Annotated in this window: 16 protein-coding genes; 7 read left to right on the top strand and 9 right to left on the bottom strand. The window is 66.2% G+C overall.

Annotation, left to right across the window (positions count from 1 at the left end; all coding sequences use genetic code 11):
* Positions 1–13: 13 nt before the first annotated feature.
* From ACW2Q0_RS08175 to ACW2Q0_RS08160, 4 genes are all read right to left on the bottom strand, one after another.
* A complete protein-coding gene (locus tag ACW2Q0_RS08175; RefSeq protein WP_457187837.1) occupies positions 14–877 on the bottom strand; it encodes a lytic transglycosylase domain-containing protein in 864 nt (287 codons plus the stop codon).
* 140 nt (positions 878–1,017) lie between these two features.
* Positions 1,018–2,277 (bottom strand): lytic murein transglycosylase, encoded by a 1,260-nt coding sequence (locus ACW2Q0_RS08170; protein WP_457187835.1) that lies wholly within the window; start codon positions 2,275–2,277, stop codon positions 1,018–1,020.
* Positions 2,278–2,635: 358 nt separating this feature from the next.
* On the bottom strand, positions 2,636–3,229 hold the full coding sequence (locus tag ACW2Q0_RS08165; RefSeq protein ID WP_457187833.1) for a DUF1003 domain-containing protein: 594 nt from the start codon (positions 3,227–3,229) through the stop codon (positions 2,636–2,638).
* Positions 3,219–4,526, bottom strand: coding sequence for a magnesium transporter MgtE N-terminal domain-containing protein (locus ACW2Q0_RS08160; RefSeq protein ID WP_457187831.1), 1,308 nt, complete (start codon positions 4,524–4,526; stop codon positions 3,219–3,221). The genes ACW2Q0_RS08165 and ACW2Q0_RS08160 overlap by 11 nt, the downstream gene beginning before the upstream one ends.
* Positions 4,527–4,590: 64 nt before the next feature.
* Between ACW2Q0_RS08160 and ACW2Q0_RS08155 the strand changes: the two genes are divergently transcribed.
* From ACW2Q0_RS08155 to ACW2Q0_RS08145, 3 genes are read left to right on the top strand one after another with little or no spacing between them, the layout of a single operon-like run.
* Positions 4,591–5,547: an HpcH/HpaI aldolase/citrate lyase family protein gene (locus ACW2Q0_RS08155; protein WP_457187829.1), complete on the top strand. Its 957-nt coding sequence runs from the start codon at positions 4,591–4,593 to the stop codon at positions 5,545–5,547.
* Positions 5,548–5,559: 12 nt separating this feature from the next.
* The gene (locus tag ACW2Q0_RS08150) at positions 5,560–6,051 is read left to right on the top strand and encodes a general stress protein (RefSeq protein ID WP_062993263.1); all 492 of its coding nucleotides are present in this window, start codon (positions 5,560–5,562) and stop codon (positions 6,049–6,051) included.
* 4 nt (positions 6,052–6,055) lie between these two features.
* The gene (locus ACW2Q0_RS08145; RefSeq protein ID WP_457187826.1) at positions 6,056–6,637 is read left to right on the top strand and encodes a suppressor of fused domain protein; all 582 of its coding nucleotides are present in this window, start codon (positions 6,056–6,058) and stop codon (positions 6,635–6,637) included.
* A gap of 2 nt (positions 6,638–6,639) precedes the next feature.
* Here the strand turns inward: ACW2Q0_RS08145 and ACW2Q0_RS08140 are convergent, their stop codons facing one another.
* Positions 6,640–7,716, bottom strand: a complete 1,077-nt coding sequence (locus tag ACW2Q0_RS08140) for a magnesium and cobalt transport protein CorA (protein ID WP_457187824.1) — start codon at positions 7,714–7,716, stop codon at positions 6,640–6,642.
* Between the two features lie 61 nt (positions 7,717–7,777).
* On the opposite strand from ACW2Q0_RS08140, the gene ACW2Q0_RS08135 reads away from it, so the two are divergent.
* The 4 genes from ACW2Q0_RS08135 (at position 7,778) to ACW2Q0_RS08120 (ending at position 12,165) form a co-directional block, all read left to right on the top strand.
* Positions 7,778–8,632 (top strand): PHP domain-containing protein, encoded by an 855-nt coding sequence (locus ACW2Q0_RS08135; RefSeq protein WP_457187822.1) that lies wholly within the window; start codon positions 7,778–7,780, stop codon positions 8,630–8,632.
* A complete protein-coding gene (locus ACW2Q0_RS08130) occupies positions 8,629–8,895 on the top strand; it encodes a hypothetical protein (protein ID WP_457187820.1) in 267 nt (88 codons plus the stop codon). Before ACW2Q0_RS08135 ends, ACW2Q0_RS08130 begins: the two co-directional genes overlap by 4 nt.
* A 51-nt stretch (positions 8,896–8,946) precedes the next feature.
* Positions 8,947–10,530 carry an FAD-dependent oxidoreductase gene (locus tag ACW2Q0_RS08125; protein ID WP_457187818.1) on the top strand — a complete coding sequence of 528 codons (1,584 nt, stop codon included), beginning with the start codon at positions 8,947–8,949 and terminating at the stop codon, positions 10,528–10,530.
* A 438-nt stretch (positions 10,531–10,968) separates the two neighbouring features.
* Positions 10,969–12,165, top strand: coding sequence for an NAD(P)-dependent malic enzyme (locus tag ACW2Q0_RS08120; RefSeq protein WP_457187816.1), 1,197 nt, complete (start codon positions 10,969–10,971; stop codon positions 12,163–12,165).
* Positions 12,166–12,228: 63 nt separating this feature from the next.
* On the opposite strand, the gene ACW2Q0_RS08115 is transcribed toward ACW2Q0_RS08120, so the two are convergent.
* The 4 genes from ACW2Q0_RS08115 to ACW2Q0_RS08100 form a co-directional block, all read right to left on the bottom strand.
* On the bottom strand, positions 12,229–12,645 hold the full coding sequence (locus ACW2Q0_RS08115; protein WP_457187814.1) for a CBS domain-containing protein: 417 nt from the start codon (positions 12,643–12,645) through the stop codon (positions 12,229–12,231).
* A gap of 153 nt (positions 12,646–12,798) precedes the next feature.
* Positions 12,799–13,515, bottom strand: coding sequence for an ABC transporter permease (locus ACW2Q0_RS08110; protein ID WP_457187812.1), 717 nt, complete (start codon positions 13,513–13,515; stop codon positions 12,799–12,801).
* A complete protein-coding gene (locus tag ACW2Q0_RS08105; RefSeq protein WP_457187810.1) occupies positions 13,512–14,174 on the bottom strand; it encodes an ABC transporter permease in 663 nt (220 codons plus the stop codon). Before ACW2Q0_RS08105 ends, ACW2Q0_RS08110 begins: the two co-directional genes overlap by 4 nt.
* The gene (locus ACW2Q0_RS08100; RefSeq protein WP_457187808.1) at positions 14,171–15,319 is read right to left on the bottom strand and encodes an ABC transporter ATP-binding protein; all 1,149 of its coding nucleotides are present in this window, start codon (positions 15,317–15,319) and stop codon (positions 14,171–14,173) included. Before ACW2Q0_RS08100 ends, ACW2Q0_RS08105 begins: the two co-directional genes overlap by 4 nt.
* Positions 15,320–15,327 lie beyond the last annotated feature (8 nt).

The following is a 15,327-nucleotide window of genomic DNA, read 5'->3' as shown; positions in this document are numbered from 1 at the left end:
ATTTTACGTTGTCTCAGATTCGCGGCAGATCCCCGGGCTTCGGTGCGATACCGGAGGCATAGGATCCGGCCCACGCCATCACATTGGCGACGTAGGCCATGGAGTTGTTGTAGCGCAGGATCGCCTTGGTCTGCTGGGTGAGATCGCGCATGTTCAACCCGCCGTCGCACAGGTACCTGCCCGCGGTCAGTGCCGCGTCGAAAAGGTTCTGCGGATCGGCGATGCCGTCGCCGTTACCGTCGGCGCCGTAGCGCTTCCAGGTCTCCGGCAGGAACTGCATCGGGCCGATGGCGCGGTCGTATCCGCTGAGACCGTCCAGCGCGCCGCCGTCGGTGTCGCGAACGACGTGGTTGCCCGCGAGGCTGCCATCGAGCACCGGACCGTAGACCGGTGTCAGCGGATTGCCGTCCGCATCGACCTTGCCGCCGAAGGCATGCGTCGATTCGACTCGGCCGATCCCGGCGAGCAGATACCACGGCATCCCGCAGGCCGGATTCTCCGCGCCGAGTATGCGTTCGGCGTTCTGATAGGCGGCGACGGCGACGCCGGGAATGCCGAGCGGGCCGGGTGGCAGCGCGGCCGGTTGCCTATTGTCGGGCAGCGCAACGGTTTTGACGATCGGTGGCGCACTCGGCGCCTGCTTCGCCATTGCGTGCGCGACGAATTCGGTGGCCGCCGGTTCCGCTGCGAGTGCGGAACTCAGCGCTTGGTCGTCTTGATCGTCCCCCGGAATGTTTTGCAGGACAGACGGTGCGGTCGGATCCGCGGTACCCGCGGAGGCGGCGACGGCCACGAGTCCAGCGGGAACCAATCCGGTCAATGCGATAACGGAGCTGCGCTTGATCGTCGCAGGTGACTGCTTTCGGTGACGCCCCACTGTGTGGTGACCCTCCCATTGGCTCGGTAACGAGCCCTTCGTGATGGACGAAGTTGAGGGTACCGTATTCGAGACCTTTTTGTTACTGCTTCGTTATCGCCTCTCGGTGTGGCGTCATCTGTTCGATATCGGCCCTGGTCTCAGCCCTGTGGGGCCGGTGCGGGCGCGGGCAGGGGGATCACGATGCCGAACGGCAGGGTGATGCCCGGTGCGGGCGGTGGCGTGGCCATCTCGGTCTGCGCGGGCTCGGGCGCATCGCCGACGCCGGGCTCCGGTGTCTTCTCTGGGGTGTACTGCGGCGCTTCACCCGGCGTTTGGGCGGGGATCTGCGCATCGGGTGCCGGCGCGGGCCGGGCCGCACCGGGCTGCGCCGCATCCGGTTGGTTCGCATCCGGTTGGGCCGGTGTGCAATTGGCGGGTAGGTGCGGTGGCCGCTGCTGGTCCGGGTGCTGCGGATCGTGCTGCTGCGGATCTTTCGGCTCGCCGTTGTCCGCGGCACCGTAGGTCTGCGCCGGTGCGATGGGCGACTGTGCCGGATCGCCCGGTGCGGGCAGTTGTGCCGGTGCCACCTGCTGCGGATCGCACGGCGGCTTGGGTACCGGCCGCGGGCAGAAGATGCCGCACGGGATCGGCGGCAGACCGGGAATATTGATCATCACCTCGGTCGGCGTCTGGATGGTCACCATATTCGACGGCACTTCGGTCGTGGTCCTGGTTGTGCTCGTCGGTGTCGACGCGGATGTGGCCAACATCTCCGGGCCCGGCGTGATCGGCGCGGTGCCCGGCGGGATGAGGTCGGGGGAGATGCTCACCTGGCTCGGGGTGCCGCCGGTGCGGTAGGCCGCCGACCAGCTCAGCACATTGGCCGCGTAGCCGAGCGAGTTGTTGTAGCGCAGCACCGCGCGCAGTTCCTGCTGCGGATCGCGCAGGTTCAATCCGCCCGAGCACAGGTACTTGCCCGCGGCGAGCGAGGCATCGAAGACGTTCTGCGGATCAGCAACACCGTCCCCGTTACCGTCGGAGGCGTACAGACGCCAGGTGCCGGGCAGGAACTGCATCGGCCCGATGGCGCGCACCGCAGTGCCGTCGGCGGCCTTGATCACCTCGTTGCCCGGTAGCGAGCCGTCCAGTGCGGGACCGAAGATCGGTGTCACGGCGGTTCCTGCGGCATCGGTGCGGCCGTTGCCCGCGTGCTGCGATTCGATCCGCCCGATTCCGGCCAGCAGGCTCCACGACAGACCGCAGCCCGGCATCGAGGATGCCAACGCGAGTTCGGCATTGCGGTATGCCGCGAGCACGATTTCCGGAATACCGAGCGCGCCGCCGGTGGCGGGCAACGCGATGTCGTGCAAGGGCACCGAACCCGCGAAGGGCGGGGTGCCGTCAGGAAGCGGAGTCATTGCTCGAAGTTTGCGGGGCGACTCTGGCGTTACCGAAAGGAGACCAACTGTCCGGGACAATGTGGCCTCGCTGGTGCTGCCGGACGTTCCGTCGACGGCGGCCGTACCGCTCGACGCCGCGAGCAGCGCCTCGGGTGCGGTATCGGGAGTGCTGTGCCGGGTGGCATCAGTACCCGAACCAGTGACCACAAGACCAGCGACGACCAGGGCCGAGGCCGTTATCGGAGCAGAGATTCGCATTCGGCCACACCAATCCTCTACGTCGTTGGAGCGCCTGTCCGGGACATTCCCTGCCCGTCCGCTCGGGACAACGTCGTCCAGGTTACCCGCGGGTCACAATGCTGTTGAGCATTTCCTGTCAATCGTCAGCAACTGGCGGTGAAACCTGAACTGTGCCCGGCTTTCTACCGGAGCTTTTCTTGCGAAGAGCCTTCGCGGGTTTACCCGAGCTCGACCCGAGATCCGCTGACCCCGCGGCCTCGATCCGGTCCAGCACCTCCCGCATTTCCTCCAATTCCCTGCGCAAGTAATCGCGTGTAGCAACCTCACCGATCGCGATCCGCAGCGATGCGAGCTCTCGGGCGAGGAATTCGGTATCGGCCTTGGTCTGGGCGGCCCTGGTGCGATCCTCCTCCAGCGACACGCGGTCGCGGTTGTCTTGTCGGTTCTGCGCCAACAGGATCAGCGGCGCGGCATATGCGGCCTGGGTGGAGAACGCGAGGTTGAGCAGGATGAACGGATACGGGTCCCAGCGCAAGGCGATCACGAAGACGTTCAGCACGATCCAGACGACCACCACGATGGTCTGCAGCGCCAAATAGCGTCCGGTGCCGAGGAATCGGGCGACCCGCTCACTGGAGCGGGCCAGCGCCTCGGCGTCGTAATCGAAGCGGAACCGTGATTCCATCGGCGTTTCCAGGCGCTGGCGCGCCGGAGTCTTCTCACTCGGCATCGACTACCCCCTCGTGGGCGACGATCGCTTCGTGGGCCGGATCTTCCTGCTCGCGCCAATCCTCCGGTAGTAGATGATCGAGCACGTCATCCACACTGACCGCGCCGAGCAGATGGTTCTCCTCATCCACGACCGGACCGCAGACCAGGTTGTAGGTGGCGAAATAGCGGGTCACCGCACCGAGCGGGGCATCGGGACGCAATGGGGCCAAATTGGTATCGAGAATGCCACCGACCAGGTGTGCCGGGGGTTCGCGCAGGAGTCGCTGCAAATGCACCGAACCGAGGAAACGTCCGGTCGGTGTCGCGGTCGGCGGCCGCACCACGAACACCATGCTCGCCAGTGCCGGGGTCAGATCCGGATTGCGTACGCGGGCAAGCGCTTCGGCGACGGTGGTGGCCGGGGTCAGGACCACCGGTTTCGGAGTCATCAGACCACCTGCGGTATCGGGGGAGTGCTGCAAAAGCCTGCGGACCGGTTCGGACTCCTCCGGATCCATCAGTGCCAGCAGCGATTCTCGCTCACCGGTCGACAGTTCGCCGAGTAGGTCGGCGGCGTCGTCGGGATCCATCGCCTCGAGTAGGTCGGCGGCTCGGCGCACCTCGAGATGGCTGAGCAGATCCACCTGGTCGTCGTCGGGGAGTTCCTGCACGACATCGGCGAGCCGCTCGTCGTCGAGCGCGACCGCCACCTCGATGCGCCGCTTCTCCGGCAGTTCGCGCAACAGATGGGCGACATCGGCGGGCCGCAGACCCTCGAATTGCGCGAGCAGCTGGGTGACGTCCTGGCCGGGCCTGCCGATCTCGTACGGCGTCAGCCCGCTGACCTGGGGCCAGTCCACGACGTGCACGGTCCGGCGGCGGCCGAGCCTGCGATGCCCGCGCACCGCGACCCTGGTGACCCGCCAGTCTCTGGTCCGGGTCTGTTCGATACCGAGATCGACCACGAGCACATCGACATCCGCGAGATCCGGCCGATCCGGATCGGCGACGCGCACCGAAGAATCGACGATCTGCGCGAGTGCGAGCATCTCCCCCGGACGCTGGGTGAACCGCCGCAGGCTCACCGTGCCGGTATTGAGCGCGACGACACCCGGTTCGATCGTGGTCACCCGCAGCATTGGCACGAAAATCCTCCGTCGGGAGGGCAATTCGATGACCAGGCCGTGTACCCGTGGCTGCTGTCGGTCGTAGCGGATGGCCACGACGACGTCGCGGATGCGGCCGATAGACTCGCCGTCCGGGCCGAGTACCACCAGCCCGGCGAGCCTGGCGACGTACACCCTGTTTGCTGCCATGGCTGTCAGGTTAGAGGGTGCGCGGACCGGTAGTCGCACCATGCCACGATCGACGGGAGTGATCATGAAGCCGCGCCGCTCGGTGCTCGCCTGCCCCGGTAGCAGCAAGAAGATGATCGATAAGGCCAAGGGAATGCCGGTCGACGAGGTATTTCTCGATCTGGAGGATGCGGTCGCACCGGCCGCGAAGGCCGAGGCCCGGGCGAATATCGTGGCGGCGCTGAACGACACCGGCTGGGGCGATCAACTGCGGGTGGTGCGGGTCAACGATTGGACCACGCAGTGGACCTACGCCGATGTGATCACGGTGGTCGAGGGCGCGGGCGCGGTGTTGGACGCGATCCTGCTGCCGAAGGTGACCGATGCCGGTCACGTGCATGCGCTGGATCTGCTGCTCACCCAGCTGGAGAAGGCCAACGGGCTGGAGGTCGGGCGGATCGGTATCGAACCGCAGATCGAGAACGCCATGGGTCTGCGCAATATAGATGAGATCGCCACCGCCAGCCCACGAGTGCAGACCCTGGTCTTCGGCCCGGCCGACTTCATGGCCAGTATCAATATGCGCACGCTGGTGGTCGGTGAACAGCCGGAGGGCTATGACACCGGCGATGCCTATCACCACATTCTGATGACCATCCTGCTCGCCGCCCGCGCGCACGGCCTGCAGGCAATCGACGGCCCCTACCTGCAAATTCGGGATATCGATGGATTCCGCAGGGCGGCCGGGCGCACCGCCGCACTCGGTTTCGACGGTAAATGGGTGCTGCATCCCGGACAGATCGAGGCCGCGAACGAGATCTTCAGTCCGCGCCAGGCCGATTACGATCGCGCCGAGCTGATTCTGGATGCCTACGCCTTCCATACCTCGGAAAAAGGTGGTGCGCGCGGCGCGGTAATGCTCGGCGACGAGATGATCGATGAGGCCAGCGCGAAGATGGCTCAGGTAATCGCCGATAAGGGGCGAGCCGCGGGCATGACGCGGACCATGCGTTTCACACCCCCGCACTCCGGTTCGGAATAGCAGAATAGAGATATGACGAATCCCTTGGGGAACTCTAATCGCGCGCGCCAGGGCCTGCCGACGCCGCCATCGGGCTGGCCGGTCGGCTCGTATCCGACCTATGCCGAGGCCCAGAAGGCCGTCGACTTCCTGGCCGACAACCAGTTCCCCGTGCAAGACGTGACCATCGTCGGCGTGGACCTGATGCAGGTCGAACGCGTGTTGTACCGACTGACCTGGGGCAAGGTAATCGGCGGCGGAGTGGTTTCGGGCGCGTGGCTCGGCCTGTTCCTCGGCCTGCTGCTGAGCCTGTTCACCACCAGCGGTGGCTTCGCGCCGGTGCTGGTCGGTCTGGTCGGCGGCATCATCTTCGGCGTCATCTCCACCTCGATTCCGTACGCGGCGACCAGGGGCCAGCGCGATTTCGCATCCACCATGCAGTTGGTGGCGGGCCGCTATGACGTGCTGTGCGACCCGAAGTCGGCCGAGCAGGCGCGGGACATGCTGGCGCGGCTGGCGATCTGAGCGCATGGAAGTCGTGGACCGGGTCCGTACCGAGGTGCTGGATCACTTCGGCGCGGCATCGACGGGTGTCGACTCCGCCTCGGTGACCTTCCTCGGTCTCGAGCCCATCGAGATTCTCCGCATTCCGGGCGACGGTCTGGTGCACTACCTGACCCTCGGCGGCTCACGTCATCCCATGGGCGATCCCGGTGACCTGCATGCCGATCCGGTGCGCGGGCCGCGCGCCGAATTGGTGCTGACGCTGCGTGCCGGGCTCGGCCCGAGTTCCGGACTCGCCCGCACCCTCGGCGTGCTTGTCGCGGCACCCGCCGTGGAAGGTGTTGTGCTGCAAGCCGATGCGCTGCTGGACCTCGGCGAGCCGATGTGGCATGATGCGCCGTTCACCGCGGTGTTGTTGGGGGACAGCGATATTCCCGAGGTGGCGCTGCCTGAACCTGCCGCACCGGTGCGATATTTCGCGGTGGTTCCGGTGACCGCGACCGAGGCGGCCTGGGTGCGGGTGCGTGGTGCGCGGGCATTGCGTGAGGCGTGGGCGGAGGCCGGAATCGATGTGCACGATCCGGCGAGAGGCGCTGCGTCGCTGTAGATTCAGAGCCAGTCATTGCGGTGGAAGTTGATGTACAGCCCGGTGCAGATCACCGTGATGAGCAGCAGCACAGCCGGATAGCCCCAGACCTGTTTCAGCTCCGGCATATGCTCGAAGTTCATGCCATAGATCCCCGCGATCATCGTCGGCACCGCGGCGATCGCGACCCATGCGGAGATCTTGCGCATATCGGTGTTCTGCTGGACACCGACCTTGGCGAGTGCGGCACCGATCAATGCGCTGAGTGCCTCGTCGAAATCGTTGATTCGCTCGGCCACCGACGTGTGGTGATCGGCGACATCGCGTAGATAACGCCGAATCTCCTTGGGCAATGGCATTCCGGTATTGCGGCCGAGTGTGTCGAGCGCGGTTCCGAGCGGATTCACCGCGCGCCGTAGCTCCACGACCTCACGCTTGAGCTGATAAATAGATTCGACGGCCACCTTGCTACGCGGCGTGAAGATCTCTTCTTCCATCTCGTCGATGTCGTTCTCGACCGACTGGGCGACCTCGACATAGGAGTCCACCACATGGTCGGCGACCGCGTGCAGCACCGCACCGGGGCCGAACATGAGCTGGTCGGGATGGTCCTCCAATTCCTTTCGGACACCGGCCAATCCGGTGTGCTCGCCGTGTCGCACGGTCACCGCGAAGTTGGGTCCGGTGAAGACCATGATGTCGCCGGTCTCGACAATCTCACTGACGCTGTGGATTTCGTGCGGCACATAGCTGACGGTGCGCAGTACGAGAAATAGCGTGTCGTCGTAACGCTCCAGTTTCGGCCGCTGATGGGAGTGCACCGCATCCTCGACGGCGAGTGGGTGCAGATCGAAGGTCTCGGCGACATCGGCCATTTGGTACGCGTCGGGCTCATGCAGCCCGACCCAGACGAATCCGGCGCCGCGATTGTCGACCTCGGCCATCGCATCGGCATGGGTGAAACGGCCGGGCAGCCGCCTACCGTCGACGTAGACCGCGCAATCGACCACGGCACGCGCGGTCGGTACGGGTATGCGCGGCAGTTGTGCGGCCCTTCTGGCCTGGCTGCGGAACGACGGTAGTGGCGGAATCGATGGCACCGACAGATGCTACGTGCGTGCGCGTGCGTGTGCGGGGTGAGCGCACGGTATGAAAGAAGGCGTGCGCATCGATCTGCATACCCATTCCACCGCGTCCGACGGCACCGATACTCCGGCCGAGCTCGTCCGGAACGCGGCAGCGGCCGGCCTGGATGTCGTCGCGATCACCGACCACGACACCACCGCCGGGTGGGCTGCGGCGGTCGACGCGCTACCGAAGGGATTGACGCTGGTGCGCGGCATGGAGATGTCGTGTATCGGGCTGGGTGAGGACGGGTGGCCGGTCCCGGTGCATTTGCTCGCGTATCTTTTCGATCCGACCGATCGGGGCTTCGCCGACGAGCGGGAACGCTTGCGCGCCGAACGGGTCGAGCGGTTGCGCGCGATGGCCGAGCGCATGCGCGAGGACGGACTACCCATCGATCCGGACGCGGTCCTGGCCTCGGCCGGCCCCTCAGCGGGGCGTCCGCATCTGGCGCGCGCGCTGGTCGCGGCCGGTGTGGTGCCGACCGTGGACGCGGCCTTCACCGAATTGCTGGCACCGCACGGCCGCTACTACGCGGAGAAGGCGGATACGCCGCTGCGCCGGGCCGTGGAAATGATCGCGTCCGCAGGAGGGGTGAGTGTGCTCGCGCATACCCGGGCGCGTAAGCGTGGGCGGTTGCTGGCGATCGACGATATTCGAGAACTTGCCACGCTCGGACTCGGCGGGCTGGAGATCGATCATCCCGACCATTCCGCGGCCGATCGCGCCCTGCTGACGGAGTTGTCCACCGAACTCGGTCTCATCACCACCGGATCGTCGGACTATCACGGCTCCAACAAAACCATCCGGCTCGGTGAATTCACCACCGATCCCGCGCAATTCGAGGAACTCGTCGGCAAATCGACAGGGGTGCCGGTGATCGCCCCATGAGAGTGCTACGCGGACTGAGTGGAATCGTCGCCGGTGGGATGTTCGTGCTGGCTCTCGTCGTTGTCGGCGCCGCGGTCATCGCTGCTCGGCGCGGTTTTCCCGGACCCGGCGGTGAATCGGTGACCTGGCATGTCGCGACCTCCGCGATCGGCATCGGCGCACAGATTTTTTCGGACCGGCATCGGGGTTCGGCCGCTTTTTACGGATCGATGGTCGTTTTTATTGTCGCCGGAATATTGCTCTGGTCGCAGTGGTGGAGCTGATATTTCAGTAACGGTTGCGAGCGCGTGAATTTTAGTCGAACATTTTTCTTTGTGGCGAAATTCGAGACGGATGTTCTGGTGCTCGGCGGCGGTCCCGCCGGGGCCTGGGCCGCGCTCTCCGCTGCCGGCGCAGGCGCTCGGGTGGCGCTCGTCGACAAGAGTCGCTGCGGTGCGAGCGGACCGACCGCCGCCGGGATGACCTCGCTGTGGAATATCCCGCCGGGGTCGACGCGGGATGAGGCGGTCCGGCGTGCGTACGCACACGGCGGCGGGCTCGCCGAACCGGAGTGGATGCTGCGGGTGCTCGACGAAACGCACCGGCGGGTCGAGCAGCTGGTGACATGGGGCTATCGGTTTCCGGGTGAGGACAATGGGGGCACGGCATTGCGCGTGTGCCTGGACGGGGCGAGCTATCTGCGCCGAATGCGCCGCAGCCTGCTCGAAGCCGGGGTGCGCGTTCTCGATCATCATCCCGCTCTGCAACTGCTCGTCGATCGCGACGGCGTGGTCGCCGGTGCGGTCGGGGTGCAGCTGCACAACGGCTATCGGGCCTGGACCATCCAAGCCGGGGGCGTCGTCGTGGCCACCGGCGGCTGCGCGTTCCTCTCCGGCGGCGCGGGCACCGATGTGGACACCGGCGACGGATTGCTGCTGGCCGCGGAGGTGGGCGCGCAACTGTCGGGCATGGAATTCTCCAGTGCTTATGGTCTCGTGCCCGCTACACCCGCACCCCGCGGCACACTGTTCGCCCCCGGGCTGGCACTGCATTTCGCGACGCTCTACGACGAGTCCGGTGCGGAGATCGCCGGTGATCGGTCGGCGGCGTTCACCGCGATCGCCGATGGCCGCCGGATCTACGCGGCCTTGGATGATGTGCCGTACCCGGTCCGGCGCTGGCTCGCCAGACGGGGACTGGTAGATCACACCCACCGGGTGCCACTGCGCGCGGTGCTCGAGGGCACGGTCCGCGGCACCGGTGGGTTGTGCATGGCCGGGACGGACTGCGCGACCACGGTGGCCGGACTCTACGGCGCGGGCGATGTGATGACGCGCGAGCCGATCACCGGCGCGGTCAGCGGCTTCGGCGGTCAGGGCGGAGCATGGGCCATCGCCTCGGGCGTGTGGGCCGGTCAGGGTGCCGCGCGGTTCGCGCGCGGGCGTGGCCCGACCGCTCCGGTGCGCGAGGCGGCCGGTGCGGGGCTGAATCCGGTGGCCCGCATCGATCCGCGCGCGGTGGTGGGGCTGGTACAGGAGCACACGCTGCCATTGCGGCGCAGCTACTGGCGCAGCGCCGGAAGTTTGCGCGACAGTATCGGCGAACTCGACGCCATGTGGCCGGGCGCCGAATTCGACCTCGGCGGATTCGGGGTCGACCGGTTGCGGGCCAGGCAGGCGGCTGCGCTGCTGGCGGTGGCGCGCTGGACCAAATACAGCGCGCTCGCGCGCGCGGAGAGCCGCGGTATGCACCGGCGCACCGATCATCCTGGCGCCGCGTCGGATTGGCGGGTGCGGTTGACCTCCGGCGGACTCGACACGGTCTGGGTACGCTCGGATACCCGCCGAACGCTGGCCGACACGGTGCCCGTGCCCGCGGCGCGACCGGAGCTCACCGCGGCCGATCCACTGCCGTTCTGACAGCTCACCGGATACCGCTGCCGAACTGCGAGATTCTGCTTACCCCCGGGTAATTCCAGCGAACTACCCTTCGAAAGATGACGCTCGACCGGGACCCGACACGCCGGCTTGGCAATGCGGCCTCCGGCTGGCAGAATGTTGCGGATTCCCGCCTACGCCACCGCCGGGTTCGGGAACAATGGCGATCACCGCCTCGTGACGCACCGTCGCGACCCGAGGATCCCCCCCGCATGTTTTGTACGGACACACCCGTCCGCCCCGCGCTCTGCGGATCAGTGCCGCGCCACGTTTCGGTAGTAGACCGTCGCATTTCCGATGCATTCGGCTCGACCCGGAATGTCCCGATCAGCGCACTCGATGAGCGTGTGAATCAGCTAACACCACGTACCCGGCGGTAACCGTCTCCCCGGCTTGTCCGACCCGACCAGGAGTGAAATCGTGTCACCTGTGACAGACGCAGCGAATGCCACCGCAAGCCTTTCCGAGATCACCCAGGAAGAAATTTTCGCGGGCCACCTAGGCGGCAAGCTTTCGGTCGAACTCACCGCACCGCTGGATACCCAGCGCGACCTTTCCATTGCCTATACCCCCGGTGTCGCGAAGGTCAGCACGGCCATCGCGGAGGACGCGGCGTTGTCCAAGCGCTACACCTGGACCGGCCGCCTGGTGGCCGTGGTGAGTGACGGCACCGCGGTGCTCGGCCTCGGCGACATCGGCCCGCGTGGCTCGCTGCCCGTGATGGAGGGCAAGGCGGCGCTGTTCAAGAAGTTCGCCGGGCTGAACTCGATCCCGATCGTCCTGGACACCAAGGATGTCGACGAGATCGTGGAGACGATCGTCCGGCTGCGCCCGAGCTTCGGCGCGGTGAACCTGGAGGACATTTCGGCACCGCGCTGCTTCGAGATCGAGGAGCGGCTCATCGAGGCCCTCGACTGCCCGGTCATGCACGACGACCAACACGGCACCGCCATCGTGGTGCTCGCCGCCCTCAATGGCGCGGCCAAGGTGCAGGGTCGTGCCATCGATCATCTCAAGGTTGTGGTGTCCGGTGCCGGTGCCGCCGGTGTCGCGTGCACGAACATCCTGCTCGCCGCGGGCGTCAAGGACGTGACCGTGCTCGACTCGAAGGGCATCGTCAACGCCGAGCGCGACGACCTCAACGACATAAAGGCCGAACTGGCGCAGCGCACCAACCCGCGCGGGCTCGCCGGTGGTGCCGCCGAGGCGCTGAATGGCGCCGATGTCTTCCTCGGACTCTCCGCGGGCATCATCGCCGAGGAACTGATCGCCTCGATGGCGCCGGAGTCGATCGTGTTCGCCATGTCGAACCCGGATCCGGAGATCCATCCCGATGTCGCGCACAAGTACGCGGCGATCGTGGCCACCGGGCGCAGCGACTTCCCGAACCAGATCAATAACGTCCTGGCCTTCCCCGGCGTCTTCAAGGGCGCACTGGATGCGGGCGCGCGCCGCATCACCGAGGGGATGAAGATCGCCGCCGCCGATGCCATCCTCGGTGTGGTCGCCGATGAGCTCGGCCCGGACAAGATCGTGCCGAGCCCGCTCGACCCGCGCGTCGCGCCGGCCGTGGCCGAGGCTGTGGCTGCCGCCGCTCGCGCGGAGGGTGTCGCGTAATTCGACCCGCGAATACGGGGCTGCTCATCGCGTGAGCAGCCCCGTATTGCGTTGTGCGGTTGATCAGTGGGGAACGAAAACGGCCGAGACGAACTCTGCGATTTCGGCGTCGCTGAGGTTCTTGGCGATATCGGATTCGCAGATCATGCCGACGAGTCGCTTCTTGCCGTCGATCACCGGCAGCCGTTTGATCCGATCGTGCTCCATCATGTCCAGAACCTCGCGGACATCGGCATCGGCCGATACCCAGCGGGGGGTGCCCTCGGCCAGATCGCCGGCTCGCACCTTGCTCGGATCATGGCCCATCGCAATGCATTTCACGACGATGTCGCGATCGGTCAGCATGCCGACGAGCCGGTCGTCGTTGCCGATCGGCAGTGCGCCGATATCCAGCCTGCGCATCATCTGCGCGGCCCGGTCCAGCGTTTCATCGGCGGGGATCCATTCCGCGTTTTCGTGCATGATGTCGCGCGCTTTCATAGAGCGGCTTTTCACGGTACGCCTCCTGGTCTCGGATGAGTGATCCCGCAGGTGCACACTCCGCGATCGTGCGTCGAACATCCGCGAAGCAAACTCCTGCGGCTACGTCACATCGTGACCCATGTCACAGCATTGGTCAATGCGTCCGTGGCCTCAGCTGGCGGTCTGCTGGATTCCAGCCGGGGTGAGAGACAGTTGCGGGGTGCGGCGCAGGCGGCCGGTACCGGGCGCGCTGGCCCAGACCGCGAACGCCAGCAGGCCGTCCAGGAGCATGGCGAGGACCGCGACCAGCAGGGCGCCGACGAGAACGCGATCGTAGCGGTAGACGGCGATGCCGTCGAAGATGTAGCGACCGAGGCCGCCCAGGTCGACGAAGGCGGCGATGGTGGCGGTGGCGATGACCTGCAAGGTGGCCGCGCGCAGGCCGGTGAGCAGAATCGGCAGTGCGTTGGGGACCTCGACGCGGAACAGAATCTGGCGTTCGGTCATGCCCATGGCGCGCGAGGCATCCACGATATCGGCCGCGACATTGGCGATACCGGCATAGGCACCGGCCAGCAACGGCGGAATCCCGACCGTGACGAGCGCGAGCAGCGGCGGTATCAGGCCGAGCCCGAGGCCGAGCACCAGAAAGGTGAGCAAGCCGAGGGTGGGCAGAGCGCGCATGGCATTGGCGAATCCGACCAGCAGTGCGGAACCGCGACGGGTGTGCCCGATCACCAGCCCGAGCGGGACCGCGACGGCCGCGGAGACGACGACTGCCAGGAAGCTGTACCAGAGGTGCTCGGCTATGCGGTGTTGGATACCGGCCGGGCCGCTCCAGTTCGCGCCGTCGGTGAAGTAGTGCCAGGCATCGATGAAAAGGTTCATACCGCAGCGCCTTTCGCGGTTCTGGCATCCGCGCGCGTCCACGGGGTCGCCCAGCGTCCGATGCCGTACGCCAGGCGGTCGAAGATCAGGGCCAGTGCCAGCGTCACGATGATGCCCGCGATGATCTCGTCCGGATAGTCGCGCTGATAGCCCTGGGTGAAGAGTCTGCCGAGCCCGCCGACACCGATCAGCGCGCCGACCGAAACCATGGCGATATTCGTGACCACCACCACGCGCAGGCTGGAAACGAAAACCGGGATGGCCAAAGGCATATCGACGGTCAGGGTGCGCCGCAGTGAACTGAAGCCGACGGCGTCGGCGGCGTCGATCACAATGGGTGACACCGAATCCAGCGCCGTCGGCACCGCGATCACCAGCAGTGCCGTCGAATACACGGTGAGCGCGATGATCACATTCAGCGGATCGATGGTCGAGATTCCGGCCAGCGGCGGAATGATCACGAACAGGGCCAGCGACGGAATTGTGTACGACAGGCTGGCCACCGTCACCGTGACGCGCCGCAGCCAGGAGATCCGGCGCACCAGCGCGCCCACCGGGATCGCGATGATCAGCCCGAGCAGCAGCGGCACCAATGCCAGATACAGATGGGTGCTGGTGAAACCCATGATCTCGGAGAAGTTGTCGATCAGATACTTCATGCGTTTTCGGTTTCGAAGAAATGCCGATTGCGCGCGTCGTCCTCCACCGTGCGCTGCCCGGCGAGCTGCGCGAGGACCTCGGGCGCCCGGATACCGCCGCGAGCGGCACCGGAATCATCAACGGCGACACCGATTCCCGACGGCGAGGAGATTGCCGCGTCCAGCGCCTGCCGGAGGTCGCCGTTCGGCGGGAACAGCGATCCACCGGCGGCGATGCTGTCGGGCAAGGCCCGCCCGGCTCGAATGCTCTGCACGCCGGTGACATCGATCCATCCGCGCGGCACACCGAAAGCGGTGACCACTAATACCCATTCGCCACGGTCCAGCCGCAATTCAGCGAGTTCGGGTTCGGTCGCGGTGCGAATTTCGTGCAGGGTCAGCCCATCCGCGCTGCGGAACGACAGTGCACGATAGCCGCGATCGCGTCCGACGAAACCCGCCACGAAATCGGTTGCGGGTGCCGCGAGTACGCGCCGCGGTTCGTCGTACTGCTGGAGCACGCCGCTTGGGCCGAATACCGCGATCCGGTCCCCGAGCTTCACCGCCTCATCGATGTCATGGGTGACGAACACGATGGTCTTGTGCAATTCCGCTTGTAGCCGCAGCATTTCGGCCTGCAACTCCTCGCGCACCACCGGATCGACCGCACTGAACGGTTCGTCCATCAACAGCACCGGCGGATCGGCGGCCAGTGCCCTGGCCACCCCGACCCGCTGCTGCTGTCCGCCGGAGAGTTGGGCGGGATACCGGTTGGCCAGCGACCGGTCCAGCCCGACCCGGTCCAGCACCTCCAGTGCGGCCGCGCGGGCCGCGCGTCGCCGAACTCCTCGCAGCACAGGCACGGTCGCGACATTGTCGACGACCGTGCGGTGTGGCAGGAGTCCGGCGCTCTGGATGACGTATCCGATACCGAGCCGTAGCTCGACCGGATTCACCGTCGAAATATCCGCGCCGCCAACGGTGATGCTGCCTGAACTGGGCGTGATCATCCGGTTGATCATGCGCATCGAAGTGGTTTTGCCACAGCCCGATGGTCCGACGAAGACGGTGAACGAGCCGGATTCGATGCGCAGATCGAGTTCGGAGACGGCGTGGGTGCCGTCCGGATAGGTCTTGCTGATACGGCTGAATTCGATATCGGACACGCTGGCTC

The organism is Nocardia citri (genome assembly GCF_054065835.1).
Note: the sequence above shows the minus strand (reverse complement) of the source record. Positions and strands in the feature narration are given on the sequence as shown.

What these genes read in the sequence shown, in the direction of transcription:
- ACW2Q0_RS08170 (WP_457187835.1), bottom strand. Translation starts at nt 2,277, where the DNA reads ATGACTCCGCTTCCTGACGGCACCCCGCCCTTCGCGGGTTCGGTGCCC.
- ACW2Q0_RS08145 (WP_457187826.1), top strand. Translation starts at nt 6,056, where the DNA reads ATGGAAGTCGTGGACCGGGTCCGTACCGAGGTGCTGGATCACTTCGGC.
- ACW2Q0_RS08130 (WP_457187820.1), top strand. Translation starts at nt 8,629, where the DNA reads ATGAGAGTGCTACGCGGACTGAGTGGAATCGTCGCCGGTGGGATGTTC.
- ACW2Q0_RS08150 (WP_062993263.1), top strand. Translation starts at nt 5,560, where the DNA reads ATGACGAATCCCTTGGGGAACTCTAATCGCGCGCGCCAGGGCCTGCCG.
- ACW2Q0_RS08165 (WP_457187833.1), bottom strand. Translation starts at nt 3,229, where the DNA reads ATGCCGAGTGAGAAGACTCCGGCGCGCCAGCGCCTGGAAACGCCGATG.
- ACW2Q0_RS08115 (WP_457187814.1), bottom strand. Translation starts at nt 12,645, where the DNA reads ATGAAAGCGCGCGACATCATGCACGAAAACGCGGAATGGATCCCCGCC.
- ACW2Q0_RS08155 (WP_457187829.1), top strand. Translation starts at nt 4,591, where the DNA reads ATGAAGCCGCGCCGCTCGGTGCTCGCCTGCCCCGGTAGCAGCAAGAAG.
- ACW2Q0_RS08105 (WP_457187810.1), bottom strand. Translation starts at nt 14,174, where the DNA reads ATGAAGTATCTGATCGACAACTTCTCCGAGATCATGGGTTTCACCAGC.
- ACW2Q0_RS08160 (WP_457187831.1), bottom strand. Translation starts at nt 4,526, where the DNA reads ATGGCAGCAAACAGGGTGTACGTCGCCAGGCTCGCCGGGCTGGTGGTA.
- ACW2Q0_RS08110 (WP_457187812.1), bottom strand. Translation starts at nt 13,515, where the DNA reads ATGAACCTTTTCATCGATGCCTGGCACTACTTCACCGACGGCGCGAAC.